The organism is Acidovorax sp. GW823-FHT01C06 (assembly GCF_058798375.1).
In genome coordinates, this window is the sequence record NZ_JBXAKN010000003.1 from 225,852 (window position 1) to 252,311 (window position 26,460).

A 26,460-nucleotide genomic window follows, 5' to 3' on the forward strand; every position below is an offset into this window, starting at 1 on the left:
CCTTGCACTGTGCCGCCGCCGATGACCTCCCAAGCCCCCCTGCCCACCCTCGCCGCGCTCGAGAACGCCACCGAATTCCTGCCCCGCCATATTGGCATCGACGCAGCGGATGAAACCCACATGCTGTCAGTGATCGGCGAAGCCTCGCGCAGCGCCCTTATCGAAAGCATCGTGCCGCGCTCCATCGCGCGCAGCGCGCCCATGGACCTGCCCCTGCCCGCCACCGAAGCGGCGGCGCTGGCCGAGCTCAAGGCCATCGCTGGCAAGAACAAGGTCCTGCGCAGCTTCATCGGCCAGGGCTATTACGGCACGCACACGCCGGGCGTCATCCTGCGCAACATCCTGGAGAACCCCGCCTGGTACACCGCCTACACGCCCTACCAGGCCGAGATCTCGCAAGGCCGCATGGAGGCCCTGGTCAACTTCCAGACCATGGTGTGCGACCTGACGGGCATGCCGATCGCCAACGCATCCATGCTGGACGAAGCCACCGCTGCGGCTGAAGCCATGACCCTGGCCAGGCGCTCGGTCAAATCCAAGAGCAATGTCTTCGTGGTGGCGGGCGACGCGCACCCGCAGACCATCGAAGTGATCCAGACCCGCGCCAAGCCCCTGGGCCTGGAAGTGCGCCTGGCCAACTCGGCCGAGGAATGGAACGACCTGCTGGCCGGTGACTACTTCGCCGTGCTGGCCCAGTACCCTTCCACCAGCGGCCGCATCGACGACCTGCGCGCCGAGGTGCAAAAGGCGCACGAAAAGCAGGCCGCCTTCATCGTGGCCGCAGACCTGCTGGCCCTGACGCTCATCACGCCGCCTGGCGAATACGGCGCCGACATCGTGGTGGGCACCACGCAGCGCTTTGGCATGCCCATGGGCGCGGGCGGCCCGCACGCCGCCTACATGGCCTGCCGCGACGAGTTCAAGCGCAGCCTGCCCGGCCGCCTGGTGGGCGTGAGCGTGGACGTGCACGGCCAGCCCGCCTACCGCCTGGCGCTGCAGACGCGCGAGCAGCACATCCGCCGCGAAAAGGCCACGTCCAATATCTGCACTGCGCAGGTGCTGCCTGCCGTGATCGCCAGCATGTACGCCGTGTACCACGGCCCAGACGGCCTGAAACGCATCGCGCAGCGCGTGGCCAGCTACACGGCCATCCTGGCCAGGGGACTCACGCAGCTGGGCGCCCCCGTGCGCCCCCAGGGCTGCTTCGACACGCTCACGCTCAAAACCGACAGCGCTACCAAATCAATAGCTGCTCGCGCAGTGCAGATGGGCGCCAACCTGCGAATCTACTTCGAGAACTACCTCTGCATCTCGCTCGACGAGACAACCACGCGCGCCGATGTCGAACTGCTGTGGAAGATCTTCGCCCAGGACGGCCAGGCCCTGCCCACCTTCGAGGCGTTCGAGCACGGCGTGGAGCCGCTGATTCCCGCCGGGCTGCGCCGCGCCAGCAGCTACCTCACGCACCCGGTGTTCAACACCCACCACTCCGAAACCGGCATGCTGCGCTACATCCGCCAGCTGTCCGACAAGGACCTCGCGCTCGACCGCAGCATGATCCCGCTGGGCAGCTGCACCATGAAGCTCAACGCCACGAGCGAGATGATCCCCATCACCTGGCCCGAATTCGCCGGCGTGCACCCGTTTGCCCCCGCCGACCAGCTCCAGGGCTACCGCGAACTGGATGAACAGCTGCGTGCCTGGCTGTGCGAAGCGACCGGCTACGCGGGCATCAGCCTGCAGCCCAACGCCGGCTCGCAGGGCGAATATGCCGGCCTGCTGGCCATCAAGGCCTACCACGAGGCCCAGGGCGAGGGCCACCGCAACATCTGCCTGATCCCCAGCAGCGCGCACGGCACCAACCCCGCCAGTGCCCAGATGGTGGGCATGCAGGTGGTGGTGACGGCCTGCGACGCCAATGGCAACGTGGACCTGGCGGACCTGAAGGCCAAGTGCGAGCTGCACAGCGCGCACTTGGCCTGCGTGATGATCACCTACCCCAGCACGCACGGCGTGTTCGAGACCCAGGTGAAGGAGCTGTGTGCCCTGGTGCACAGCCACGGCGGGCGCGTCTACGTGGACGGCGCCAACATGAACGCCCTGGTGGGCGTGGCCGCCCCCGGCGAGTTCGGCGGCGACGTGAGCCACCTGAACCTGCACAAGACCTTCTGCATTCCCCATGGCGGCGGCGGCCCCGGCGTGGGCCCCGTGTGCGTGGTGGAAGACCTCGTGCCCTACCTGCCCGGCCAGCCCGGCCGTGGCGACCAGCCCCTGGAGCCGGGCGCCGGCAAGGTCGGCCCCGTCAGCGCCGCCCCGCTGGGCAACGCCGCGGTGCTGCCCATCAGCTGGATGTACTGCCGCATGATGGGTGCCGAGGGCCTGCAGGCCGCGACCGAGACAGCCATCCTCAGCGCCAACTACATCAGCGCGCGCCTGAAGGACCACTACCCCACGCTGTACGCCAGCGCCAACGGCCACGTGGCGCACGAGTGCATCCTGGACCTGCGCGGCCTGAAGGAAACCAGCGGCGTGATGGCCGAGGACGTGGCCAAGCGCCTGATCGACTACGGCTTCCATGCGCCCACGCTGTCCTTCCCCGTGCCCAACACGCTGATGGTGGAGCCCACCGAAAGCGAAACGCTGTTCGAGATCGACCGCTTCATCGACGCGATGATCGCCATCCGCGAGGAAATCCGGCAAATCGAAAATGGCGCGCTGCCGCAGGACGACAACCCGCTCAAGAACGCGCCGCACACGGCGCAAAGCCTGCTGGGCGCGCAGTGGACCCGCCCCTACGCCCGCGAGACCGCCGCCTATCCCGTGGCCGCCCTGCGCAGCAGCAAGTACTGGTCGCCCGTGGGGCGCGTGGACAACGTGTGGGGCGACCGCAACCTGGCGTGCAGCTGCATCCCGGTGTCCGACTACGCCTGATCCCAGCGGGCAGGCGCCCGGCGCCGTTCCTCCCCGCCCACCACAAGCCTTCGTGCAGCCTGCCCGCACGAAGGCTTTTTTATTGCCCGGCCCCCACCGGCGGCCCACGGGCAGCCGCCGGAACGCGACTAAGATCGCGGGCTGTCCGATACCCCCACCTCCAAGGAGACCCCTTTGCGAAACCTTTTTTGCGCACTGCTTGCCGGCTTTGTGATCGCCCCCGCCGCCATGGCGCAGGCCAAGCCCGTCACCACGGCCAGCGGCCTGGTCTATGAGTCCCTCAAGGAAGGCACGGGCGAATCGCCCAAGGCCACCGACACGGTGAAGGTGCACTACAAGGGCACGTTCCTGGACGGCAAGGAATTCGACAGCTCCTACAAGCGCGGCGAGCCCACCGAGTTCCCGCTCAACCGCGTGATCCCCTGCTGGACCGAAGGCGTGCAGCGCATGAAACCCGGCGGCAAGGCCAAGCTGACCTGCCCGGCAGCGATTGCCTATGGCGAGCGCGGCGCTGGCGGGGTGATTCCGCCCAACAGCACGCTCAACTTCGAGATCGAGCTGATCTCGGTGCGCAAGTAAGAAGACCCATGCTGCTGAAGGTCGGGGACCTCGCGCGGCGCACCGGCCTCACGGTGCGCACGCTGCACCACTACGACGAAATCGGGCTGCTCAAGCCCTCGGGCCGGTCGGACGCCGGCTACCGGCTGTACAGCCAGGCCGACGTGCAGCGGCTGCATGGCATCCAGACCATGCGGCAGATGGGCCTGCCGCTCAGCGACATCGGCGACCTGCTGGTGGGCGACACCATGGCGCCCGAGCGCATCATCGGCCAGCAAATCCGCGCGCTCGACCAGCAGATATCGCAAGCCACCGAACTGCGCGGCCGCCTGACCATGCTGCGCGATGGCCTGATGGCAGGGGCCGAGCCCGACATGGGCAACTGGCTCGAAGCGCTGGCGCTCATGACGACCTATGGCAAGTACTTCAGCTCGGCCGAGCTCAAGCAGATCTTCACCAACTGGAGCCTGATCGAAGCCGACTGGCTGGTCGTGAAGGACCTGGTGCAGAGCGCCATGGACCGCCAGCTGCCGCCCGACGCCCCGGAGGTGCAGGCGCTGGCGTACCGCTGGATGGCGCTGATGCTGCACTGGATGGGCGGCGACATGGACCTGCTGGAGCGCTGGGGCCACATGTTCCGCACCGAGCCCACCACCCACGGCCGCAACCATGCGCCGCCGGGCGAAATGATCGAGTACGTCGAAGTCGCCATCAAGCTGCGCATGAACCTGCTCGACAAGTACCTGACCCGCGACGACCTGCGCGCGCTGGGCCATGTGCCCCACACCCAGTGGGCGGCGCTGGAGTGCTCGGTGCAGCAACTGCTGGCGCGCGGAGTGGCCCCGCAGCACGCCGACGCTGCGGCGGCGGCACGGCGCTGGGATGCGCTGTTCGGCCAGCTGACACGCAACGATGCGGCGCTGCGCCAGAAGCTGCTCACCGCGTCGATGCAGGAGCCCTTGCTGCAGGCGGGCTCGCCACTGAGCGCGCCCGTGCGTGCGTACCTGCACGCTGCCCTCGCCCACGTGCATGCCGCCGCTGCGGGGCCAGCCGCGCCACCCATCCGTAAAAAGCAGTAAAAATCGCTTGACCCTCACGCAACGTGAGGCTTGACAGTCGGTCTTCTGACAGACCGACCCATGACTGCCGACCCTTCCTCTCCCGTTCTCCCCGCGTCCCCTGCCGCCGCAGGGCGCCTGCACGCGCTGGACCACCTGCGCGCCACCATGATGTGGCTGGGCATCGTGCTGCACGCATCCATCGCGTACATGGCAGCCCCCTCGCCCCTGCCCTGGCACGACGACCTGTCCACGCCCGTGGCCGACCTGCTGGTGGCGGTGATCCACGCGTTTCGCATGCCGCTGTTCTTCATCCTGGCGGGGTTCTTCGTGGCACTGCTGGTGCAGCAGCGTGGGCTGGCCGGCATGGCCCGCCACCGCGTGCGCCGCCTGGGCCTGCCGTTCGCGGTGTTCTGGCCGCCGCTGTTCATCGCCACCACCCTGCTCGGGCTGATGTTCCTGCACCGCATGGCGCACGGCACCTGGGGTGTGGACCGCAGCCTGCTGCCCCGGGGCCCCAACGTGCCGCAAGGCCCGCCCACCATGCACCTGTGGTTCCTGTGGATGCTGCTGTGGCTGACCTTGCTCACCCCACCGGTGTGGGCCATGGCCCGGGCGCTGCCACAGTCCGCGCAGCGCGCCCTGCAGGCCATCGCGGCATGGCTGTGCGCATCGCCGGTGGGTGGGGTGGTGCTCACGCTGCCGCTGGCCTGGATCGGCGCGCACTACGACCACGGCATCGTCACACCCAGTGGGTCCTTCCTGCCGCCGCTTGCGGAATGGGTGCACAACGGCCTGTTCTATGCATTCGGCCTGTGCCTGTACGCCCAGCGGCGACGGCTGATGGCGCGCTACGAACGGCTGTGGCCGGTGTTCGCCGCCGCGGGTCTTGCGTGCTTCGTGGTGACCGGGTTTCTGTCGGAGATATTGGCCCAGCCCGAAGCATCGGCCTTTGCGCTGGTGCTGCTGACCGGTGGCTTCACCGACGTGCTGGCCGCGCCCGTGTCGGCCACCCGGCACCTCCAGTTCTGGATGGCGCTGGCCTACAACGCCGCGTCCTGGCTGTGGAGCTTTGCGCTCATCGGCCTGTTTCTGCGGCATATGGCGCGGCCCAGGGCCTGGCTGGCCTACCTGGCAGACAGCGCGTACTGGGTGTACCTGGTGCACCTGCCGCTGACGGTGGGCTTTGGCGCGCTGCTGTACGGCGTGCCGATCCCCGCGACGGCCAAGATCTTTCTCAACGTGCTGGCGACCACGGCCCTGTGTTTGGCCAGCTATCACTTGTGTGTCCGCTTTACCGCGGTGGGCCAGTTGCTCAACGGCCACCGCCATTCCCGCCCCTACCCTGGAGAACCTGCCCATGCCCACTGACACCCCCACCCGCGACAATCCGCCGCCGCGCACCGAGCATGCCCAGCCCGCCCCGGCAAACGGGGACCCGCGCGCCGTGCTGCTCAAGGACCGCAACTTCCGCTGGCTGACCGGCGGCGCATTCCTCTCGATGCTGGGCGACCAGTTCACGCTCATCGCCCTGCCCTGGCTGGTGCTGCAGATGACCGGCGACACGCTGGTGCTGGGCACCGTGCTGGCGCTCATCAGCGTGCCGCGCGCGCTGTTCATCCTGATCGGCGGCGCGCTGGTGGACCGCCACTCGCCCAAGCAGGTGCTGATGATCACCAAGTACATCAATCTGGTGCTGCTGGCCGTGCTGGCCGCCCTGGTGCTGGCCGGCAGCCTGACGCTGTGGATGGTGTACGCGCTGTCGCTGGGCATTGGCCTGGCCACGGCGTTCAGCATCCCGGCGGGGGTCGCGATGATGCCGCACGTGGTGGCCCGCCACCAGCTGCAGGCCGCCAATGGCGTGAACCTGGGCCTGCGCCAGCTCACGATGTTCCTGGGCCCGCTGCTCGCGGGCCTGCTCATCGCGCTGTTTGGCGACGCCGCCACGGCCGGCGCCGGCGGCCATGGCGGCACCCGCGCCAACGCCACCGGCATTGGCCTGGCCTTCGCGCTGGACGCACTGAGCTTTGCGCTGTCGGCCTGGACGCTCTCCAAGGTGCGCACCCACGGCGGCACGCCACAGCCCGCGGCGGCCCCGCAGGCCGTGCTGTCATCGGTGGCGCAAGGCCTGGTGCATTTCTGGCGCGACGGCGAGCTGCGCACCTGCTTTCTCTACTGGAGCGCCATTGCCCTGTTCATCATGGGCCCCATCCACATCGCCATCCCGGTGCTGGCCAGCAGCACGCCGCAGCTGGGCGCGGCGGCCTTCGGCATCATGGTGGGCGCCCATGGCGCGGGAACATTGCTGGGCATGGTGGTGTCCGGCATGGTGCCCCGGCTGCGCATCGGCAGCCTGGGCATGACCATCCTCACGTTCGACGCGGTCATCGGCGCCCTGTTCATGCCCATGGGCCTGATCACGGCCGTGTGGCAGGGTTCGGTGCTGATGCTCGCCATCGGCCTGCTGGGCGGCTTCATGCAGGTGAGCGTGTTCACCTGGATCCAGCAGCGCGTGCCTCCCGCGCTGCTGGGCCGCGCGATGAGCCTGTTCATGTTCATCTTCATGGGCCTGGCACCCATCTCCGCCGCCGTCACGGGCTGGGTGATGAAGAGCATCACGCTGGCCCAGCTGTTCGCGGCCAGCGGCGGCACGCTGGTCGTGCTGGCGGCGCTGGCCTTCGTGCTGACGCCCATGCGCCGCGTGAGCGATGCACCTGCGCCGGTGCGCTGAAATGCCAGAACCCGGCCGCACCCAAGGAAGGGGGCGGCCGGGAGGGTCGGTGCACGAGGCCTGGGACAACCTGCCTAGCGCAGGCGCACGCGGGAAACCCCGCCGGGCTCAGACCTCAGTCACGAACTGCTCGCGGGGGCGGCGCACCTTCTTCAGGCTCACCAGCCAGTCGCCCTCCTCGGCACGATAGCCCAGCGGGAGAATCGAGACGCTGCGCAGGCCGCGTGCACGCAGGCCCAGGATCTCATCGAGCGCGTTGGGGTCGAACCCCTCCATCGGCGTGGAGTCCACCTCCTCGAACGCGGCGGCAATCAGGGCCGCGCTCATGCCGATGTAGGCCTGGCGCGCCGCGTGCTGGAAGTTCACCTCCGCATCGCGCTGGGGGTAGCTGGAGAGCAGCATCTGGCGGTAGTTTTCCCAGCCCTCGTTCTTGAAGCCGCGCTGGTCATTGGTCAGGTCGAACATCATGTTGATGCGCTCGGCCGTGTAGTTGTCCCATGCCGCGAACACCAGCAGGTGGGAGCCGTCGGTGATCTGCGCCTGGTTCCATGCGATGGGCTGGATGCGCGCGCGCACGGCGGGGTCGGTCACCACGATGATCTCGAAGGGCTGCAGTCCGCTGGAGGTGGGGGCGAGGCGCGCGGCTTCGAGAATGCGCTCGACCTTGTCCTGCGGCACCGCCTTGGCGGGGTTCATCTTCTTGGCGGCATAGCGCCATTGCAGTTTGTTCAGCAGGGGCTGGGCGGCCGCAGTGGTATCAAGGGTGGTCATGGTCGAATCCTGTGGTGAAAGGGTATTTGCAGGGCATGGGTGACAAGGGCCCGGTGTAATGAACTGTAGGCAAACACCCCCGGTTCGGTAAGCCATCCCCGGGAAAAGCATTGTTCCCATTTGGCCAACAATCGGCCCTTGAAATGCGGGTTACCGGTCCGTGCCCGCTCGCGTGCGCCGCTTCGCGGGGGGTGCCCTGCGGCGGCTCCCTTGTGCGTCCAGGGTTACGCCGTGGGCCCCCCAGGGGCCAGACCTCACGGGCGTACACTTGCGCGCATGCGCCCCGGGCGGCCCCGGCTGGGCGCCCCACCACGCCCGCGCCTGCCTCTCCTTCACGTTGACGCCACGCCCCCTTCATGAGCGAACCCGACCTGTCCTTTCTGGATCCTGCCCGGCGGATGCCAGCCCATGCGGCGGACACCGCGGGCCCACCCGTCGTGCGGACGGCGCCGCCTGCCGCGCGGGAGGGCTCGCCGGCCGACAGCCTGGTGGCGGAGCTGCGGGCCTACCAGGCCGAACTCGAGAGCCAGAACAAGGTCCTGCGCTACAGCCAGACGGTGGCCGAAAGTGCCTACGAGCGCTTCGAGACGCTGTTCGCCAGCGTGCCGCTGGCCCTCATGGTGGTGGACGAGCACGATCTGGTGGTGCAGGCGAACTCCATGGCGCACCGATCATTCCAGCCCACCGAGCGCGACCGCCCTCTCTCGGCGCTGATGCCCTTCGTGCGCGCGCAGGACGCCAGGCGCGTGCGCGAGGCCTTCGCGCTGGCGCGGGACCTGGGCCGCAGCGAGGCCAAGGAGGTCGTGTTTTCCATCAATGCGGACACGCGCATCACCGGCGACCTGCACATCGCGCACATCGAGGCACCACAAAGCAACGGCCCGCCGCTGCCGCAGTTCCTGTGCGCGGTGATCGACCAGGGCCCGCTGCTCGCGGAACGCCAGGCGCTGCAGCACAGCGCGGCCACATTGCAGCAGCGCAACGAGCAGCTGCACGCGAGCGAAAGGCGGCTCGAAGCCGTCATCAACTCGGCGCTGGACGCCATCATCTGCGTGGACCAGCACCGGCGCATCACGGTCTTCAACCCCACAGCGGCCGCGCTGTTCCAGTGCAGCGCGAGCGATGCGCTGGGCAGCACCCTCGACCGCTTCCTGCCCGATGCCGCCCAGGCCCTGGCGTTTGCGCAGCTCACCACGCAGGCCATGCTGGGCGAGATGACCGCCCTCACCGCCAGCGGCAAGGAGCTGGCCGTGGAAGTGAGCGTCTCGTTCGAGCGCCACGCCGAAGGCGAAACCACCACCGTCTTCGCCCGCGACCTCACGGGCCGCAAGAAGGCCGAGGCGCACCGCAACGAACTCGAGGCGCAGCTGCGCGAGTCGCAGAAGATGCAGGCCGTGGGCACCATGGCCGGCGGCATCGCGCACGATTTCAACAACATCCTGGGGGCCATCCTGGGCAACGTGGCGCTGGCCCAGGCCGACTGCGCGCCGGGCTCTCCCGTGCTGGTGAGCCTGGGGGAAATCGACAAGGCCGGCCGCCGCGCGCGCGACCTGGTGCGCCAGATCCTCACCTTCAGCCGCAACGAACCGCCACAGCGCTCGGCCGTGTCGCTGGCCGAGGTCGTGCACGACACCGAGCGCCTGCTGCGCGTGACCCTTCCACCCGCCATCGAGCTGCACATGCAGCTGCAGGCGGGCCTGCCGCCTGTTCTGGCGGATGCCACGCAGGTGGAGCAGGCGCTGCTCAACCTGTGCACGAACGCGGTCCACGCCATTGGCACGGAGCGCGGCAGCATCCATGTGGAGGCGGCCACCGTGCAGCCCGACCAGCGCCTGAGCGAACGGCTGGGCCTGGCGCCCGTGGACTACGTGGCCCTGTCGGTGCGCGACAGCGGCCCGGGCATGGATGCGGCGACGCTGGAACGCATCTTCGAGCCGTTCTTCACCACCAAGCCGGTGGGCCAGGGCACCGGCCTGGGCCTGGCGGTGGTGCATGGCGTGATGCGCACCCATGAGGGCGGCGTGGACGTGCACAGCGCGCCGGGCCAGGGCAGCCGGTTCACGCTGTATTTCCCGGTGGCCGCCGCAAGCGCCGCCGCCGAGCCCCCGGTGCCGATGCCGGCAGCGACGGCCACCGCCCCCGCCGCCGCGCCGGACACACCAGAGCCCCCAGGGTGCGAGCCGCCCCCGAGAAAGCCCCATGTGATGTACGTGGACGATGACGAGGCCCTGGTGTTCCTGGTGCAGCGCCTGCTGCGCCGCCGCGGCTACGAGGTCAGCGGCTTCACCGACCCGCACGAGGCCAAGGCAGCTCTGAACGCGGCGCCCGATTGCTACGACCTGCTCGTGACCGACTACAACATGCCGGGCTTTTGCGGCGTGGACCTGGTGCGGGAGGCCCGCCTCATCCGGCCCGACCTGCCGGTGGCCCTGGCCTCGGGCTACGTCACGGCCGAGATCGAACAGGCCGCGCTGGCCGAGGGAGCGCAGGCGCTGATCCACAAGCCCAACGACGTGGAAGAGCTTTGCGCCACCGTGCAGCGCCTGGTGGGCGGCGACGATGCCGCCCGGTGAAGGCCCCTCCGCGCCCGCGGCCCAGGCGTGCGCGCCTGGAGCCGCCGCCTGCCCCGCCCCACGGGCGCTGTACGAGGACGCGGACCTGCTCGTGCTCTGCAAGCCGTCGGGCCTGCTGTGCGTGCCCGGGCGCGGCCCGGACAAGCAGGATGCCTTGAGCACCCGCGCCCAGCAGCACTGGCCAGGGGCGCTGATCGTTCACCGGCTGGACCAGGCCACCTCGGGCCTCGTGCTGATGGCGCGCCACCTGGAGGCCCAGCGCCGCCTGAGCCGTGCCTTTGCCGAGCGCACGGTGCACAAGCGGTACCAGGCGGTGGTGCGGGGATGCATGGGCCAAGGCACTGCCGACCCCGCGGCATGGCAGGAGATCGACCTGCCCATCGCCGCCGACTGGGCCCGGCGCCCGCTGCGGGTGATCGACGCCACGCAGGGCAAGCCCAGCCTGACCCGCTGGCGCGCGCTGAGCTGCGACCTGGCCGCCCGCACGACGCGGGTCGAGCTTGCGCCCGTCACCGGCCGCACCCACCAGCTGCGTGTGCACCTGGCGGCCGTGGGCCACGCCATCCTGGGAGACGCACTGTATGCCGACGCGGCCACCCGGGGCCTCGCGCCGCGCCTGCTGCTGCATGCCAGCCACCTGGCCTTTGCACACCCGGCCACCGGAGCGCACCTTGCCCTCGAATGGGCGGCGGATTTTTGACCCCGCGGCCGGTACCGCCCGCCGCTACAGCCGCGCCGGCGCCACGGGCCGCGACATCGCCCATTGCACCGCCAGGATGCTGGCCAGCACCACCAGCATGCCGGCCAGCGACACGCCCGTCATGGCCTGGCCCAGCAACACCCAGCCCAGCAGCACGGCCGTGACGGGGCTGAGCAGCCCGAGCGACGACACCGCCACCGACGGCAGGCGCGCTATGCCGCGAAACCACAGCGCATAGGCCAGCAACGCGCCCGCGATGCTCAGGTAAAGATACCCGCCCACCTGGGGGGCGGTGAGCGCGGGCAGCGGCGGGTCCACCAGCCAGGCCACGGGCGCGAGCATGATGCCGCCGGCCAGCAGTTGCCACCCCGTGAACGCCAGCACCGGCAGGTCGGACCGCCAGCGCCGCGACCAGAAGGTGCCTGCCGCCATGCACACGGTGCCGACCAATGCCGCGCCGACGCCCACCATGTCCCACCGCGCACCGGGCGACAGCAGCAGTGCGGCCATGCCGAGCACGCCGGCCGCGCCTGCGCCCAGGGCCAGGGCGGGCGGGCGGCGGTGATCCAGTGCCCAGGCCAGGCCCATCACCACCAGCGGGCCCACCGCGCCCACCACGGCGGCCACGCCGCCCGGCAGCCGGTAGGCGGCCACGAACAGCAGCGCCTGGAAAACGCCGATGTTGAGCGCCGCCAGCACCATCAGCCGCCGCCAGCCCACCCAGTCGCCCCACGCCGGCCAGCGGCGGCACCACAGCACCAGCAGCAGGCCCGCGGGCAAGGTGCGCAGCAGCGCGGCGGTGAAGGGCCGGTCGGGCGGCAGCAGCTCGGTGGTGACGATGTAGGTGGAGCCCCAGATGACCGGGCCCACGGCCGTGGCGAGCGCATCCAGCCAGGGAGAGGTGCGGGTGCTTTGCATGGCAACTTATCTTCAAATCAAGATAAAATACTCTACCATACAATCTTGAAATCAAGATAAATCGATCACAAAGCCCATGGCCACCCCACGCCAGCCCGACGCCGTAGATGCCATCCTGGCCCAGTGGAGCCGCGAGCGCCCCGACCTGGATGTGAGCCCCATGGGCCCCATCGGGCGCATCAAGCGCTGCGCCGCGCTGCTGCAGCGCAGGCTCGACGAGACCTTTGCCGGGTTCGGACTGAGCTTCTGGGAGTTCGACGTGCTGGCCACGCTGCGCCGCAGCGGCGCGCCCTACTGCCTGGCGCCGACCACGCTGTTCTCCACCCTCATGGTCACCTCGGGCACCATGACGCACCGCATGGGCAAGCTCGAGGCCCAGGGCTGGATCACGCGCCTGCCCAACCCCGACGATGCGCGCAGCTCGCTGGTGCAGCTCACCGCCGAGGGGCTGGCGCTGATCGACCGCGCTGTCGAGGCCCACGTCGCCAACGAGCACCGCATCCTGGCGCCGCTCAAGGCCGCCGACCTCGCGGCGCTGGACGCGCGGCTGTCGCTGCTGCTCGCGGCGCTGGAGCCTGCCGGAGACAGCTGAGCCGGGCGTCCCGCAGTACGATGGGGGGATGCCTCATACCCACCTCTACATCCTCACCGGCGCATCGCGCGGCATGGGGCTGGCCATGGCCCAGCAACTCCTGCGCAGCGGCAACACCCTCATCTGCATCGCGCGCAGCGCCAATGCGGACCTGGCCACCGAAGCCAAGGCGGCGGGTGTCACCCTCGAACAATGGCAGCAAGACCTCTCGCAGGGCGAGCAGGCGGCGCACAGGCTGCAAAGCTGGCTCGCGGCGCAGGGCCCTCAGGTGTTCGCGAGCGCCACGCTCATCAACAACGCGGGCGTGATCCCGCGCATCGCCCCCCTCTCGGGCAGCGATGCCGCCGACCTGGCCCATGCCCTGCGCGTGGGCCTGGAGGCGCCCATGCAGCTCACCGCCGCCTTCCTGGGCGCGACGGATGCCTGGACGGTGCCGCGCAAGGTGCTCAACATCTCCTCGGGCCTGGGCCGCCGGGCCATGGCCTCGCAGGCCGCGTACTGCGCCGCCAAGGCGGGCATGGACCATTTCACGCGCTGCGTGGCGCTGGACGAAGCCATCAAGCCCCAGGGCGCCAAGGTATGCTCGCTGGCCCCCGGCGTGATCGACACCGACATGCAGGTGCAGCTGCGCGGCGCCGCCCCCGAGGCGTTCCCGGACCAGCAAAATTTCGCCAACCTCAAGACGGGTGGCCAGCTCACATCGCCTGCCGACGCCGCCACCCGCGTGCTCGCCTGGCTGGAACGCGCAGACTTCGGCACCAACCCGGTGGCCGATGTCCGGGACGCCTAGAGCCCCAATACTCCTGTTTTTATAGCTGCCAGCGCTTTATGGACAAGCGCTAGCGGCCAATTTGATCTGAAACTCATCTGAAAGGACCTCCCCATGACCCGTGAAGTCGTCGTCGTTTCCGCAGTGCGCACCGCCATCGGCACCTTTGGTGGCAGCCTCAAGGACGTGCCCCCCACCGAGCTGGGCGCGCTCGTGGTGCGCGAATCGCTCGCGCGTGCCAACGTGGAAGGCAAGGACGTGGGCCACGTGGTGTTCGGCCACGTGGTCAACACCGAGCCCAAGGACATGTACCTCTCGCGCGTGGCCGCCATCCACGGCGGCTGCGGCGAAGGCACGCCCGCCTACAACGTGAACCGCCTGTGCGGCTCGGGCCTGCAGGCTATCGTCAATGCCAGCCAGTCCATCCTGCTGGGCGACACCGACGTGGCCATTGGCGCCGGCGCCGAGAACATGAGCCGCGTGCCCTTTGCCAGCCTGAACATGCGCTGGGGCGCCCGCATGGGCGACACCAAGATGGTGGACATGATGATCGGCGCGCTGCACGACCCCTTCCACAACATCCACATGGGTGTGACGGCCGAAAACATCGCCGCCAAGTGGGGCATCAGCCGCGAAGACCAGGACAAGCTGGCGGTCGAGAGCCACAACCGTGCCGAGCGCGCCACGCAAAACGGCCTGTTCAAGGACCAGATCGTGCCCGTCACCTTGAAGAGCAAGAAGGGCGACGTGCAGTACGCCACCGACGAGCACTTCCGCCCCGGCGCCACGATGGACGACCTGGCCAAGCTCAAGCCCGTTTTCATCAAGGAAAACGGGACCGTGACGGCCGGCAACGCCTCGGGCATCAACGACGCCGCCGCCGCCGTGGTGCTGATGGAAGCCGGCGCCGCCAAGGCCCGTGGCGCCAAGCCGCTGGCACGCCTGGTGGCCTATGCCCACGCGGGCGTGGACCCCAAGTACATGGGCATCGGCCCCGTGCCCGCCACGCAGCTGGCGCTGAAAAAGGCAGGCCTCACGGTGAACGACCTCGACGTGATCGAAGCCAACGAGGCCTTTGCCGCCCAGGCCTGCGCCGTCACCAAGGACCTGGGCCTGGACCCGGCCAAGGTCAATCCGAACGGATCGGGCATCTCGCTGGGCCACCCCATCGGCGCCACCGGCGCGCTGATCACCGTGAAAGCGCTGCACGAACTGCAGCGCGTGCAGGGCCGCTACGCGCTGGTGACCATGTGCATCGGCGGCGGCCAGGGCATCGCCGCGATCTTCGAGCGCATCTGACCCGTGCCGCCCGGCCTTGCCATCGCCAGTGGCGATGTTGCCACCCTGTATCGGCAAGGCCAGCCCCGCGCAGGATCGGCGATCATCCGCGGGTGCTGGCGCCAAGACCAGCAGAGCGGAGCGCGCCCGAGCGGCCGCCTGTCCATATTGAACCGACGGAGACATCTCTCACCATGATTCGCACCCTGCTTTCCTTCACCGCCCTCGCCTTCGCCGTGGGCACCACCGCGCACGCCCAGGCCCCCGCACCGGCTGCGGCCTACCCCACCAAGCCCATCCGCCTGATCGTGCCCTTCCCGCCCGGCGGCGGCACCGACATCCTCTCGCGCCTGGTGGCCACCAAGCTCACCGAAAGCGCCAAGTGGACCGTGGTGGCCGACAACAAGGCGGGTGCCGGCGGCACCATCGGCATCGGCGAGGCCGTCAAGGCGGCCCCCACGGGCTATGACCTCGTGATGGGCCAGAAGGACAACCTCGTGATCGGCCCCTGGCTCTACAAGAACCTGCCCTGGGACCCCACCAAGGACCTGACCGCCGTGGCCCACGTCGCCTACACGCCCGTGGTCATCGCCACCAGCGTCAACTCCAAGTACAAGACCCTGGCCGACGTGGTGGCCGCCGCCAAGGCCGCGCCCGGCACCATCACCTATGGCTCGCCCGGCAACGGCACGTCCATCCACCTGGCGGGCGACCTGTTTGAGAAGGCCGCGGGCGTGAAGCTGAGCCACATTCCCTACAAGGGATCCAATCCCGCGCTGATGGATGCGCTGGCGGGCAATGTGGACCTGCTGGTCTCGTCCCTGCCCTCGGCCATGGGCCAGATCAAGTCCGGCAAGCTGCGCCCCCTGGCCGTGACCTCGGCCAAGCGCAGCTCGTCCCTGCCCGAGGTGCCCACCGTGGCCGAGTCGGGCTTCAAGGACTTCGACGTGAGCACCTGGTACGGCGTGTTCGCCCCCGCCGGCACGCCGGCCGCCGTGGTGAGTGCCATCAACGCCGAGATCAACAAGCTCCTGGCCACGGCCGACATGAAGGCCGCCATCCATGCCCAGGGCGCGGAGCCGGAAGCCATGTCCGCCGCGCAGTTCGGCACCCTGCTCAAGACCGACTACGCCAAGTGGAAGGGCATCGTCGAAGCCTCGGGCGCGAAGATTGAGTGACCCCCTGAGGCGCTTCGCGCCTTCCCCCTGAAGGGGGACGCAGCCGGTGGCCTGGCAAAGCCAGATCCACGGGTGCACCGGCGGAGGGCATGCCTGTTCCACGAGCTGTGGAATGTGGGATGCGCTGGTGCGCGGCGCCATCGAGAACTGAAATGAAGAACGGCTCCTTTCGGAGCCGTTCTTCATGGAGGATGGCGCTCAGTCCCTCACGACCAGCACCGGGATGTGCACCACGCCCAGCACGCGCTGCGTGACGCTGCCCAGCACCAGCTTTTCAAGCCCGCGGCGGCCGTGCGAGCCCATCACGATGAGATCGGCGCCCGTGCTTTCCAGCGCGCGCAGGATGCCTTCATGCACTGCGTGGCCTTCGCCCACCACGGTGGTCACCGGCACGCCAGCCTCGGCCATGGCCTTCTTGGTGGCATCCAGGGCGCTGTTGGCCTCGGCGGTGGCTGCGTTGATGTACTGGGCCTGGCCGTAGGCGAAATCAGCCCCCACGCCCGTGAAGGGATAGGGATCGACCACGTAGACCGCCGTCACGGCGCTGCCAAAGGTCTTGGCCAGGGCCGCGGCCTTGGAGACCGCGAGCATCGAGGTATTGGAACCGTCGACTGGAACCAGAATGTGCTTGAACATGGTGCTTCTCCTTGAGTTGAGTGTGGGACCTGGCTTGTGGCCCGGCCATGGACATCAGTTTGAACGCCCACCATACCGCGCATCTTGATTCGCATCAAATCGGACGCACTCCCTTGCCGGCGTTCAGCGGCCCGCAGGGGCCTGCCCGACCACATCCGTCCCCTGGAAACCACCCCGGCGGCAGGTGACCACGAGGGTGTCGCGATACCCCCCCTCGCCCAGGGGCTGGATGGGCGTGGATTCATGGATCATGCGCGCATCGTCCAGCAGCAGCAGGGACCACGGCTCGGTCAGCGTGAAGCGCTGGCCGCTGGGGCCCGCCGCCTCGAACACCCGCGTCTCGCCGCCCTTGATGCCCTCGCGCCCCACGAGGAACACGGCCACCAGGTCGACGCCGTCGCGGTGGGCGCCCTCGGGGGTGGGCCGGCCAATGCCGTCGGTGGTGTCGATGCGGAACTGGTGGGCCTCGACGAACCAGGATGCAGGCGCCTCGGAGCGCGCAAACACGGCATCGGACACCCCGGCCAGCGCTGCCAGCAGCTGCTGCCACACCGGCCGGGCGACGGTGGCGGGCTCCATGGGGGCAAACCAGCGCTCCATGCCGCCATGCAGCGCGTTGTACTCCACAGGCTGCCAGTGCGCGCGGTGCGGCACCTGCCGCACCTGCCCGTCCTGCACCACAAAGCAGGCATGGCGGCGGCGGCGGTAGCGCCCGCCGTCCTTGAGGAAATCATCGGGGGGCAGCCCCGCCCAGTCGCCGTTCAGGCCCAGCAATTCCGGCAGGGCGCAGCCCGTCCAGCGGGCCACGTCCACCGGCGACAGGACGGCAAAGCCGTTCTGCCGCAGCTGGCTGGCGACATCCTGGGGGGCGGTGAAGGGGGGAGAAAAAGTGACTTGGGCCATAGAGGCCCGAGCTTAACCGCTGGTGCCGGCACCGCGTCTGCGATGGCGCAAACGCGGTGCAGCGCGGCGCGGCCTTGCAGGGAGGTGCGCCGCGCAGTCCGTCAGTCAGTCGCGGTGGCCATGTCCATGGCCCTTGCCATTGTTGCCGCGGCCCCGGTCATGGTCGCGGTCCTGCTTGCCGCCGTGGCGATGGTCGTCATCCCACCGGCGGTCATCGCGGCCCGGGCCCCGGTGCGGAGGGCCACGGCGTGGTGGCGGCTCCTGCACGAAGTACACCGGCTGGCTGCACGCGTTGTAGCGCGCACAGTGCTTGCCCCAGTTCTTGGCATGGCCGGGCGGCACGTAGAGGTAGATCGGCGAGCGCGGCACCACGACCGCGGGGCGGTGGATGATGACCGGCTCGGCATACAGCAGCGGCGGCGGTGGCGCATTGCCAATGTTGATGCGGCCGTACACGCCGGGGGCCAGCTCGCCGCCCACCGTGGCATTGATGTAGGTCTGCGCATGCGCGCCGCCCGCCGCGGCGAGCAGCAGCGCGGCCGCCGCGCCAGACAGGAGGAGACGGATCGTGGACATCGTGGACATCGTGGTCATGGTTGTGGTTTTCATCGGGAACTCCTTGCTTGTACCGCCCGGAACAGCACACGATGTGCGGCTGCGGTGCGCGGACCCTGATTTGTAACAAAGCCCGCCCTACCCTAAACCCGAATCCGCGCAAAAGATGTAAGCAAATGGCGACAGAACCGGGCTGCCCGCCGCCGCCGCACGCCGCCTGAAGCAGGTTCATCCGGCGGCCCGGCGTGCCCGGCAAATGCGTGCAGCCGCCGGGCTTGGAGTAGCATGTGCCACCACCCGCTTCGGTCCAGGAGACAGCGATGCCCCACGAACGCCGCCACTTTGTCCGCGTCGGCTTTGACGCGCCGGCCTTGCTGACCACGTCCACCGACGCCTTCAGCGTCCACGTGCAGGACCTTTCGCTCAAGGGCGCGCTGCTGGTGGCACCGGCGCAGGCGAACCTGCAGACCGGCATGCTGTGCCAGCTGACCATTCCCTTGGCCGAAACCGGCAACCACATCGCCATGTCCACCGAGGTCGCGCACGTGGAGGGGCTGCACACCGGTCTGCTGTGCCGCGGGATCGACCTGGACAGCGTGACCCACCTGCGCCGCCTGATCGAGCTGCAGCTGGGCGACCCCGCACTGCTCGAACGCGACCTGGGCGAGCTGACCGCGGCCTCCTCCCTTTCCTGAACAAGCGACGGCCCCCGGCGCCGAAGCCGGTGGAACGTGCCGTTCGTCCGCCAACCCCGGACTACTGCGTTTCCAGCTCCTGCAGCTGCCTCCACATCACCTTGCCGCTGCCGCTCTTGGGCAGTGCGTTCACGAACTGCACGATGCGCGGCACCTTGTACACCGCCATGTTCTCGCGGCACCAGTCGATGATCTGCTGTTCGGTGGTGTCCTTGTGCGATGCGCGCAGCACCACCACGGCCTTCACGGTCTCGCCCCGGTAGCTGTCCTTGGCGGAGATGATGCAGGCCTCCTGGATGGCGGGGTGGCGGAACATCAGCGCCTCGACCTCCGCCGGCCAGACCTTGAAGCCGCTCGCGTTGATCATGCGCTTCAAGCGGTCGGTCAGGAAGAAGTAGCCGTCCTCGTCCATGCGGCCCAGGTCGCCCGAGCGGAAGAAGCGCTTGCCCTCGAACTCGATGAAGGCCGAGGCGGTGGCATCCGGGCGCTTCCAGTAGCCCTCGAACACCTCGGGACCATGGATGATGATCTCGCCCTGTTCGCCGACGGGCACTTCCTGCAGCGTGTCGGGATCGACCACCCGCGCATCAGTGCTCATGAACGGGATGCCCAGGCACTGCTGCTTGGGGTGGTCGGGCGGGTTGGCGTGCGACGGAGCGGCTGTCTCGGTCAGGCCATAGCCCTCGGCATACCGCAGGCCATACTGCTCCAGCAGGCGCTGCGCCACTGCCTGCGGCATGGCGGCTCCACCACCACCGATATAGGCCAGGCTGGACAGGTCATAGCTGGCAAAGTTCGGGCTGCCCAGCAGGTCGATGACCATGGTGGGAATGTTGGTCCAGGTGGTGACCTGGTAGCGCGATATGAGGCGCCCGGCCAGGTCGCGGTCCCACCGGGGCATGATGACCAGCGTGGCGCCGCAGTAGATCGACGTGTGCATCACGCTCACCATGCCGGTGATGTGGAACATGGGCACCACCGCCAGCGTCACATTGTCGGCTGACCCATTGCCCCACAGGCTGGCGGCCACCGTGTTGTGCATGATGCTTTTGTGCAGGTGCATACAGCCCTTGGGCAGACCGGTGGTGCCACTGGTGTAGGGCAGCAGCGCCAGGTCGGCTGGGCCTACCGACAGGGCGGGTGGCGCTTCCGCACAGGCCAGGGCGTCCGTCCAGGCGTGGGCCAGCCCGCCCTCCAGTGCAGGCAGCGGGTGGCGCGTGCCCAGCCAGTCCATCCATGCTTCAGGCGGCGCATCGATGCCGGTCACGTTCACGTCGAACGCATCCGAAAACTGCGTGACCACCAGATGCGCCAGGCGCTCGCCAGGGGCCAACGCATTGCTGGCCTTAGCCATCTCTGAGGCCAGATCACCGGTAGTGATCGCCACCTTGGTGTCGGGATCGGTGATGTAGTGCTTGAGCTCTTCGGCCCGATTCATCGGATTGACCGGCACCACCACCGCATTGGCCCGCAGGATGGCGAAATGCGCCATCACCAGCTGCGGGCAGTTCTGCATGCACAGCACCACGCGGTCGCCCCGCTGCACCCCCAGTTGCGCCAGCCTGGCGGCCAGGCGCTCAGCGCTCTCCATCAACTGGCGGTAGCTCGTCGTGCTTCCAAAAAACACCAGAGCCGCCTTATCGGGGTAGCGGCGTGAATTGGTCGCCAGGTTGTCCCACAGTGAGGTGGCAGGCAGCGTGATGGACTTGGGCAAACGACGGGGCCAGAACTGGTAGTGAGGGCGCATGGGCAAACAGTCTCCTTGTTTCCCGCAGCCTAGATGGCCCACCTGTACCAAGCAAGGGGAATGCCCCCATGATCGTCACCCATGTGACGCATGGCTCCCCGCCGAAGGTCGGGCTTACTCGCCTTGTTCACGCAAGCACATGGCCGTGTGCTCGCAATCCATCGCCCTGCCACAAACCATTAACCAAATGTATCGGTCGCACCTAGAATGCCCCGCAGGGAGGACCACGCATGACGCCAGAGGCCAGAGGCCAAGGCCAGGCTAACCATTGATGCACTGCTGACAGCAGCAGGCTGGCACGTGTGCAACGTTGCAGACGCCAACATCCACGCAGCCGTGGGCGTGGCGATTCGCGAATTCCCACTGAACCCTGGCTACGGCTATGCCGACTACCTGCTCTACGTCAACGGCAAAGCCTGCGGCGTGATCGAAGCCAAAAAAGAAGGCGCCACCCTGACCGGCGTAGAGCTGCAAAGCAGCCGCTACGCCAAAGGCCTGCCCTCCACACTGCCCGCCTGGGGCCGCCCCCTGCCCTTTGTGTGGGAAAGCACGGGCGTAGAAACCCACTTCACCAACGGTCTGGACCCCGAGCCGCGCGCACGCAGCGTGTTCGCCTTCTTCCGCCCCGAGCTGCTGGTGCAATGGCTGGCGCTGCTGCCACCAATGATGAACGGCAACGGCGTCAGCGAACCACCCAACACCTTCCTGGCCCGCATGCGCAACATGCCCAAGCTGGTGACCGAATGGGGCAGCGGCGGCGCGCACTACCAGCTGTGGCCTGCCCAAATCGGCGCCATTACCAACCTGGAAAAATCCCTAGCCGCCAACACGCCCAAGGCCCTCATCCAGATGGCCACCGGCAGCGGCAAGACCTTTACCAGCATCGGCTTCATCTACCGCCTCATCAAGTTTGGCGGCGCGCGCCGCGTGCTCTTCTTGGTAGACCGGGGCAACCTGGCCCGCCAGACCAAAAAAGAGTTTGACGCCTACGCCAGCCCCTACAACAACTACAAGTTTGGCGAGGAATACATCGTCCAGCACCTGCAGGGCGGCCACGTCGACACATCCGCCCGCGTGGTCATCTGCACCATCCAGCGCATGTTCAGCATGCTCAAGGGGCGCGAGCTGGCCGACGAGGCCGACGAAGAAAGCACCGAACGCATCGAAGGCCTGTTCAAAGACCCCGAGCCCGTTGGCTACAACCCATCCATCCCCATCGAGAGCATTGACATCGTCGTCACCGACGAGGCCCACCGCAGCATCTACAACCTGTGGCGCCAGGTGCTCGAATACTTTGACGCCTACACACACAGGCCCCTCATTTCACGCCATGCTGACCTTCCTTTACTACGCGCTCATGCTCCTTGTCGGCTACGTGTGGTACCGGTATGGGCAAAAGCTGCTGAACCAGGGTCTGCGGGATGAGAAAGATGAGCTCACCAAACCTCCGGTCGGGCCTATCGGCTTTCTGCTCGTTGCTGCTGTGGCGTGCTACCTGTTGTTCGCAGCCCTGCGCGCATTGGTTCTGCGCGAGATTCCGTGCGTCGGCAAGGGCTGCGCGGGTCAGATCTACGCACTCGCGGAGCACGCTGGCCCGTACTGGGCCAACCTCTTCTTCTTGGTGTGGCTGGTGCTGGCGCTGGGCTATGCCATGTATGTAACCGTCAGGATCTGGACCAGACCCTAACGCGCCCGGACCGCAGGCCTGACCTCGCGCAACCCACAGGCCACGGCTCAGCTATTGACCTGCGCCCACAGCTTGTCCAGCCGCTTCACGCTCACCGGCTGGGGCGTGCGCAGCTCCTGCGCAAAGAAGCTCACGCGCAGCTCCTCCAGCAGCCAGCGCAGCTCCTGCATGCGCGCGTCCACGGCGCCCTTGCGCTCGGCCACCAGGCGCCAGTAGCGCTGCTCTTGCGGGCGCAGCTCGGCCAGCTTGGCAGCGTCACGGGCGGGGTCGGCGCGGTATTTATCAAGCCGCAGCGTGATGGCCTTGAGGTAGCGGGCGTAGTGGGCCAGTTGCATCCACGGGGCCACGGCAATGAAGTTCTTGGGCACCAGGCGCTGCAGCTGCTGCAGTGCGTCCGCAGTGGCTTCGGGGGCGTTTTTGGTGTCCTTGATCTTGCGGGCGGCGGCTGTGTATTCGATGAGGATGGTGGCGGCCAGGCGCGCCACCTCATTGGCGATCAACGTGAGGCGCCCCCTGCCCTCTTCCACGCGACGTTTGAAGGCAACTTCGTCGGTGGGCAGCGGGTCGAGCAAAAAGGCCCGGTCCAGCGCCACGTCGATGATCTGGGTGCGCAGCTCTTCTTGTGTACCCAGGGGCATGTAGGCCACGGCCATCTTCTGCAGGTCGGGGATGTTTTTTTCGAGGTACTTGAGGGCGTCCTTGATCTGCAGCGCAAACAGGCGGCGCAGGCCCGCGCGGTGTTTGGCGGCGGCGACTTCGGGCTCGTCAAAGACCTCGATGGTCACAGCGTCGCCGCCGTCGATGAGCGCCGGAAAGCCGATCAGCGTCTGCCCGGCCTTTTTGATCTCCATCAGCTCGGGCAACTCGCCAAACGTCCAGGTGGTGTAGCGCTGGCCTGCGGGGGCTGAGGGGGTGACGCTCGTAGGTTTCGCTGTGGCGGGCGCTGCCCCCTTTACTCCTGATTTAGTAGCTGCTTGCGCTTTACCATTAAGCGCTGGAGGCATTTTTGACTCATTTTTTTCACTCTCTGCTGCCCCACCACTGAGCTTGAGTCCCGCCAGCGCCTGGAATGCCCCGCGCGCCTTGGCGCCCCACTCCGCTTTCAGCGCGCCCAGGTTGCGGCCATGGCCGAGCTGGCGGCCATGCTCGTCCACCACGCGGAAGTTCATGAACAGGTGCGGACTGAGCATGTCGAGCTTGAAGTCGGCGCGCTTCACATCGAGCGAGGTCTCGTCGCGCACCTGCTTGAGCAGCACATCGGTCAGGCTGCCGGTGCCAAAACGTTCGGGCGTGCCCAGCAGCTCGGCCAGGCGGGTAGCGGACTCGGGCAGTGGCACGAAGCGGCTGCGTGGGCGCTGCGGCAGGCTTTTGAGCAGCGCCTGGATCTTGTCCTTGAGCATGCCGGGCACCAGCCATTCGCAGCGCTCGTCGCTCACCTGGTTGAGCACGAAGAGCGGGATGGTCACGGTGATGCCGTCGCGCGCATCGCCGGGCTCGTGCAGGTAGCTGGCGGCGCAGTCCACGCCGCCCAGGCGCACGGTCTTGGGAAACGCGTTGCTGGTGATGCCGGCCGCCTCGTGGCGCATGAGCTCTTCGCGCGTGAGCTTGAGCAGATCGGGCTGCTGGCGGGAGGCCTCGCGGTACCAGGCCTCGAAGCCATGGCCGCTGCACACGTCGGGTGGCAGCTGCTGGTCGTAGAAGGCGTAGATCAGCTCGTCGTCCACCAGCACATCCTGGCGGCGCGACTTGTGTTCGAGCTCCTCCACCTTGGCGATGAGCTTCTGGTTGGCGGCCAGGAAGGGCAGCTTGCTCTCCCAGTTGCCCCCCACCAGGGCCTCGCGGATGAAGATCTCGCGCGCGGCGTGCGGGTCGATCTTGCCGAAGTTGATGCGCCGGCCGTTGTAGACCACCAGGCCGTAGAGCGTGGCCCGTTCGAGCGCCGTGACCTCGGCCGACTTCTTCTCCCAGTGCGGGTCGAGCAGCTGCTTGCGCAGCAGGTGACCACCTACCTGCTCGATCCACTGCGGCTCGATGGCGGCGATGCCCCGCCCGAACAGGCGCGTGGTCTCCACCAGCTCGGCCGCCACGATCCAGCGGCCGGGCTTCTTGTTCAAGTGGGCGCCCGGGTGCTTGTAGAACTTGATGCCGCGCGCGCCCAGGTACCAGTCTTCCTCTTCGCTGCGCGCGCCGATGTTGCCCAGCAGCCCGGCGAGCATGGACAGGTGCAGTTGCTCGTAGCTGGCGGGCTGCGTGTTGATGGGCCACTTGTGCTCGGCGACCACCGTGAGCAGCTGCGTATGGATGTCGCGCCACTCGCGCAGGCGGCGGATGCTGATGAAGTTCTGGCGCAGCAACTGCTCGTACTGGCGGTTGCTCAGCTTGTGGGTGGGCGCCGGTGCGGTGGCACTGGCCACCGCGGGCGCGGGTGCCGCCGCGGCCACCAGCCGCTGGGCCACGGGCAGGTGGGCCTGCGACGGTGCGCGCTGGTGGGCCATGGCCTTCTGCGCGCGGGCAGAAGGCAGCGTGGGCGCCCCGCCCCGTGCCTCGTTGATCCACTTCCACAGCTTGAGGTAGCCGCTGAACTCGCTTTTCTCGTCGTCGAACTTGGCGTGCGCCTGGTCGGCCTGCTGCTGGGCTTCCATGGGCCGGTCGCGCACGTCCTGCACGCTCAGCGCGCTGGCGATCACCAGCACCTCATCGAGCGCCTTGCGGTCGCGCGCCTCCAGGATCATGCGGCCCACGCGCGGGTCGAGCGGCAGGCGTGACAGCTCCACGCCCATGGGCGTGAGTTCGTTGGCCTCGTCCACCGCGCCGAGTTCGCCCAGCAGCTGGTAGCCGTCTGCAATGGCGCGGCCCGAGGGTGCTTCGATGAACGGGAACTGCACCACGTCGCCCAGGTGCAGCGACTTCATGCGCAGGATGACGCCGGCCAGCGATGACCGCAAGATTTCGGGGTCGGTGAAGCGCGGGCGGGCGTTGAAGTCCGCCTCGTCATACAGGCGGATGCAGATGCCGTTGGCCACCCGGCCGCAGCGGCCCGCGCGCTGGTTGGCGGCCGCCTGGCTGATGGGCTCGACCAGCAGCTGCTCCACCTTGCTACGGAAAGAATAGCGCTTCACGCGCGCCGTGCCTACGTCGATCACGTAGCGGATGCCCGGCACCGTGAGCGAGGTCTCGGCCACGTTGGTCGCCAGCACCAGGCGGCGGCCCGTGTGGCCGTCGAAGATGCGGTCCTGCTCGGCCTGCGACAGTCGCGCGAACAGGGGCAGCACCTCGGCATTGCGCATCACCGGCTGGTGGGCCAGGTGTTTGCGCAGGTGGTCGGCGGCCTCGCGGATCTCGCGCTCGCCGGGCAGGAAGATCAGGATGTCACCGGCCGCATTGCCCTGCCAGAGTTCGTCCACGCCATCGGCGATGGCTTCGTTGAGGCCGTAGTCGCGCGTGTCCTCGAACGGCCGCCAGCGCTGCTCCACCGGAAAGGTGCGGCCGGAGACATAAATGATCGGCGCCGGCCCCTTTGCCGACTCGAAGTGCTTGGCAAACCGGTCTGCATCGATGGTCGCCGAGGTCACCACCACCTTCAGGTCTGGCCGGCGCGGCAGGATCTGGCGGATGTAGCCCAGCAGGAAGTCGATGTTCAGGCTGCGCTCGTGCGCCTCGTCGATGATGATGGTGTCGTAGGCCTTGAGCAGCGGATCGGTCTGCGTTTCGGCCAGCAGGATGCCGTCCGTCATGAGCTTGACCGAGGCGTCGCGCGAGAGCCGGTCCTGGAAGCGCACCTTGAAGCCCACCACGTCGCCCAGCGGCGTTTGCAGCTCTTCGGCGATGCGCTTGGCCACGCTGCTGGCCGCGATGCGGCGCGGCTGGGTATGGCCGATCAACTGGCCCTTCTGGCCTGCGGGCGCATTGCACTTGCCCCGGCCCAGGGCCAGCGCGATCTTGGGCAGCTGCGTGGTCTTGCCCGAGCCGGTTTCGCCGCAGACGATGACGACCTGGTGCTTCTCGATGGCCTCCATGATCTCGTCGCGCTTGCCAGATACGGGCAACGATTCGGGAAAGGTGATGCGCAGCGGCGCGGTTCGCGGGGCGGATCGGGGGGGAGTGGGAGGCGCGGATTCGGTCATGAAGCCACGCATTATCCGAGGCGGGCGTTGGCCCCGTGCAACACAGGCCATGCGCG

At 68.2% G+C, this 26,460-nt stretch carries 21 protein-coding genes; 14 read left to right on the plus strand and 7 right to left on the minus strand.

Annotated elements, in window-relative coordinates; translation table 11 throughout:
* The first annotated feature begins 21 nt into the window (after positions 1-21).
* The 5 genes from gcvP (at position 22) to AC1RCS_RS09210 (ending at position 7,278) form a co-directional block, all read left to right on the plus strand.
* Complete coding sequence (gene gcvP, locus AC1RCS_RS09190) at positions 22-2,931, plus strand: aminomethyl-transferring glycine dehydrogenase (protein ID WP_492244843.1); 2,910 nt, start codon at positions 22-24, stop codon at positions 2,929-2,931.
* A gap of 174 nt (positions 2,932-3,105) precedes the next feature.
* On the plus strand, positions 3,106-3,510 hold the full coding sequence (locus AC1RCS_RS09195) for an FKBP-type peptidyl-prolyl cis-trans isomerase (protein WP_218338724.1): 405 nt from the start codon (positions 3,106-3,108) through the stop codon (positions 3,508-3,510).
* An 8-nt stretch (positions 3,511-3,518) separates the two neighbouring features.
* Entirely contained in the window at positions 3,519-4,568 is a 1,050-nt protein-coding gene (locus AC1RCS_RS09200) for a MerR family transcriptional regulator (protein WP_492244844.1), read from the plus strand.
* A 60-nt stretch (positions 4,569-4,628) separates the two neighbouring features.
* Complete coding sequence (locus AC1RCS_RS09205) at positions 4,629-5,918, plus strand: acyltransferase family protein (protein WP_492244845.1); 1,290 nt, start codon at positions 4,629-4,631, stop codon at positions 5,916-5,918.
* Positions 5,908-7,278 carry an MFS transporter gene (locus AC1RCS_RS09210; RefSeq protein ID WP_492244846.1) on the plus strand — a complete coding sequence of 457 codons (1,371 nt, stop codon included), beginning with the start codon at positions 5,908-5,910 and terminating at the stop codon, positions 7,276-7,278. Before AC1RCS_RS09205 ends, AC1RCS_RS09210 begins: the two co-directional genes overlap by 11 nt.
* 108 nt (positions 7,279-7,386) lie before the next feature.
* On the opposite strand, the gene AC1RCS_RS09215 is transcribed toward AC1RCS_RS09210, so the two are convergent.
* Positions 7,387-8,049, minus strand: a complete 663-nt coding sequence (locus AC1RCS_RS09215) for an NAD(P)H-dependent oxidoreductase (RefSeq protein ID WP_218295236.1) — start codon at positions 8,047-8,049, stop codon at positions 7,387-7,389.
* Between the two features lie 356 nt (positions 8,050-8,405).
* On the opposite strand from AC1RCS_RS09215, the gene AC1RCS_RS09220 reads away from it, so the two are divergent.
* Both AC1RCS_RS09220 and AC1RCS_RS09225 read left to right on the plus strand, forming a co-directional pair.
* The gene (locus tag AC1RCS_RS09220; protein ID WP_218295237.1) at positions 8,406-10,622 is read left to right on the plus strand and encodes a hybrid sensor histidine kinase/response regulator; all 2,217 of its coding nucleotides are present in this window, start codon (positions 8,406-8,408) and stop codon (positions 10,620-10,622) included.
* Positions 10,609-11,322: an RluA family pseudouridine synthase gene (locus AC1RCS_RS09225; protein WP_492244847.1), complete on the plus strand. Its 714-nt coding sequence runs from the start codon at positions 10,609-10,611 to the stop codon at positions 11,320-11,322. Before AC1RCS_RS09220 ends, AC1RCS_RS09225 begins: the two co-directional genes overlap by 14 nt.
* A gap of 24 nt (positions 11,323-11,346) precedes the next feature.
* Here AC1RCS_RS09225 and AC1RCS_RS09230 read toward each other — a convergent pair whose 3' ends face one another.
* On the minus strand, positions 11,347-12,240 hold the full coding sequence (locus AC1RCS_RS09230) for an EamA family transporter (protein WP_492244848.1): 894 nt from the start codon (positions 12,238-12,240) through the stop codon (positions 11,347-11,349).
* A 76-nt stretch (positions 12,241-12,316) separates the two neighbouring features.
* Between AC1RCS_RS09230 and AC1RCS_RS09235 the strand changes: the two genes are divergently transcribed.
* From AC1RCS_RS09235 to AC1RCS_RS09250, 4 genes are all read left to right on the plus strand, one after another.
* A complete protein-coding gene (locus AC1RCS_RS09235; protein WP_218295240.1) occupies positions 12,317-12,832 on the plus strand; it encodes a MarR family winged helix-turn-helix transcriptional regulator in 516 nt (171 codons plus the stop codon).
* A 28-nt stretch (positions 12,833-12,860) separates the two neighbouring features.
* On the plus strand, positions 12,861-13,622 hold the full coding sequence (locus AC1RCS_RS09240; RefSeq protein ID WP_218295241.1) for an SDR family NAD(P)-dependent oxidoreductase: 762 nt from the start codon (positions 12,861-12,863) through the stop codon (positions 13,620-13,622).
* Between the two features lie 93 nt (positions 13,623-13,715).
* Positions 13,716-14,900 carry a beta-ketothiolase BktB gene (bktB, locus tag AC1RCS_RS09245; protein ID WP_492244849.1) on the plus strand — a complete coding sequence of 395 codons (1,185 nt, stop codon included), beginning with the start codon at positions 13,716-13,718 and terminating at the stop codon, positions 14,898-14,900.
* 173 nt (positions 14,901-15,073) lie between these two features.
* On the plus strand, positions 15,074-16,057 hold the full coding sequence (locus AC1RCS_RS09250; protein WP_218295243.1) for a tripartite tricarboxylate transporter substrate binding protein: 984 nt from the start codon (positions 15,074-15,076) through the stop codon (positions 16,055-16,057).
* Between the two features lie 198 nt (positions 16,058-16,255).
* Here AC1RCS_RS09250 and AC1RCS_RS09255 read toward each other — a convergent pair whose 3' ends face one another.
* From AC1RCS_RS09255 to AC1RCS_RS09265, 3 genes are all read right to left on the minus strand, one after another.
* Positions 16,256-16,693 carry a universal stress protein gene (locus AC1RCS_RS09255; RefSeq protein ID WP_218295244.1) on the minus strand — a complete coding sequence of 146 codons (438 nt, stop codon included), beginning with the start codon at positions 16,691-16,693 and terminating at the stop codon, positions 16,256-16,258.
* A gap of 123 nt (positions 16,694-16,816) precedes the next feature.
* Positions 16,817-17,596, minus strand: a complete 780-nt coding sequence (locus tag AC1RCS_RS09260; protein ID WP_492244850.1) for a 2OG-Fe dioxygenase family protein — start codon at positions 17,594-17,596, stop codon at positions 16,817-16,819.
* 105 nt (positions 17,597-17,701) lie between these two features.
* Positions 17,702-18,205 carry a hypothetical protein gene (locus AC1RCS_RS09265; RefSeq protein WP_492244851.1) on the minus strand — a complete coding sequence of 168 codons (504 nt, stop codon included), beginning with the start codon at positions 18,203-18,205 and terminating at the stop codon, positions 17,702-17,704.
* A 266-nt stretch (positions 18,206-18,471) separates the two neighbouring features.
* On the opposite strand from AC1RCS_RS09265, the gene AC1RCS_RS09270 reads away from it, so the two are divergent.
* Entirely contained in the window at positions 18,472-18,846 is a 375-nt protein-coding gene (locus AC1RCS_RS09270; protein WP_218295247.1) for a PilZ domain-containing protein, read from the plus strand.
* A 61-nt stretch (positions 18,847-18,907) separates the two neighbouring features.
* On the opposite strand, the gene AC1RCS_RS09275 is transcribed toward AC1RCS_RS09270, so the two are convergent.
* Positions 18,908-20,593, minus strand: coding sequence for a long-chain fatty acid--CoA ligase (locus AC1RCS_RS09275; protein WP_492244852.1), 1,686 nt, complete (start codon positions 20,591-20,593; stop codon positions 18,908-18,910).
* A 300-nt stretch (positions 20,594-20,893) separates the two neighbouring features.
* On the opposite strand from AC1RCS_RS09275, the gene AC1RCS_RS09280 reads away from it, so the two are divergent.
* Positions 20,894-22,018 carry a DEAD/DEAH box helicase family protein gene (locus AC1RCS_RS09280; protein ID WP_492244853.1) on the plus strand — a complete coding sequence of 375 codons (1,125 nt, stop codon included), beginning with the start codon at positions 20,894-20,896 and terminating at the stop codon, positions 22,016-22,018.
* Positions 21,924-22,280, plus strand: coding sequence for a hypothetical protein (locus AC1RCS_RS09285; protein ID WP_492255562.1), 357 nt, complete (start codon positions 21,924-21,926; stop codon positions 22,278-22,280). The genes AC1RCS_RS09280 and AC1RCS_RS09285 overlap by 95 nt, the downstream gene beginning before the upstream one ends.
* 47 nt (positions 22,281-22,327) lie before the next feature.
* On the opposite strand, the gene hrpA is transcribed toward AC1RCS_RS09285, so the two are convergent.
* A complete protein-coding gene (gene hrpA, locus AC1RCS_RS09290) occupies positions 22,328-26,404 on the minus strand; it encodes an ATP-dependent RNA helicase HrpA (protein WP_492244855.1) in 4,077 nt (1,358 codons plus the stop codon).
* Positions 26,405-26,460: the final 56 nt, after the last annotated feature.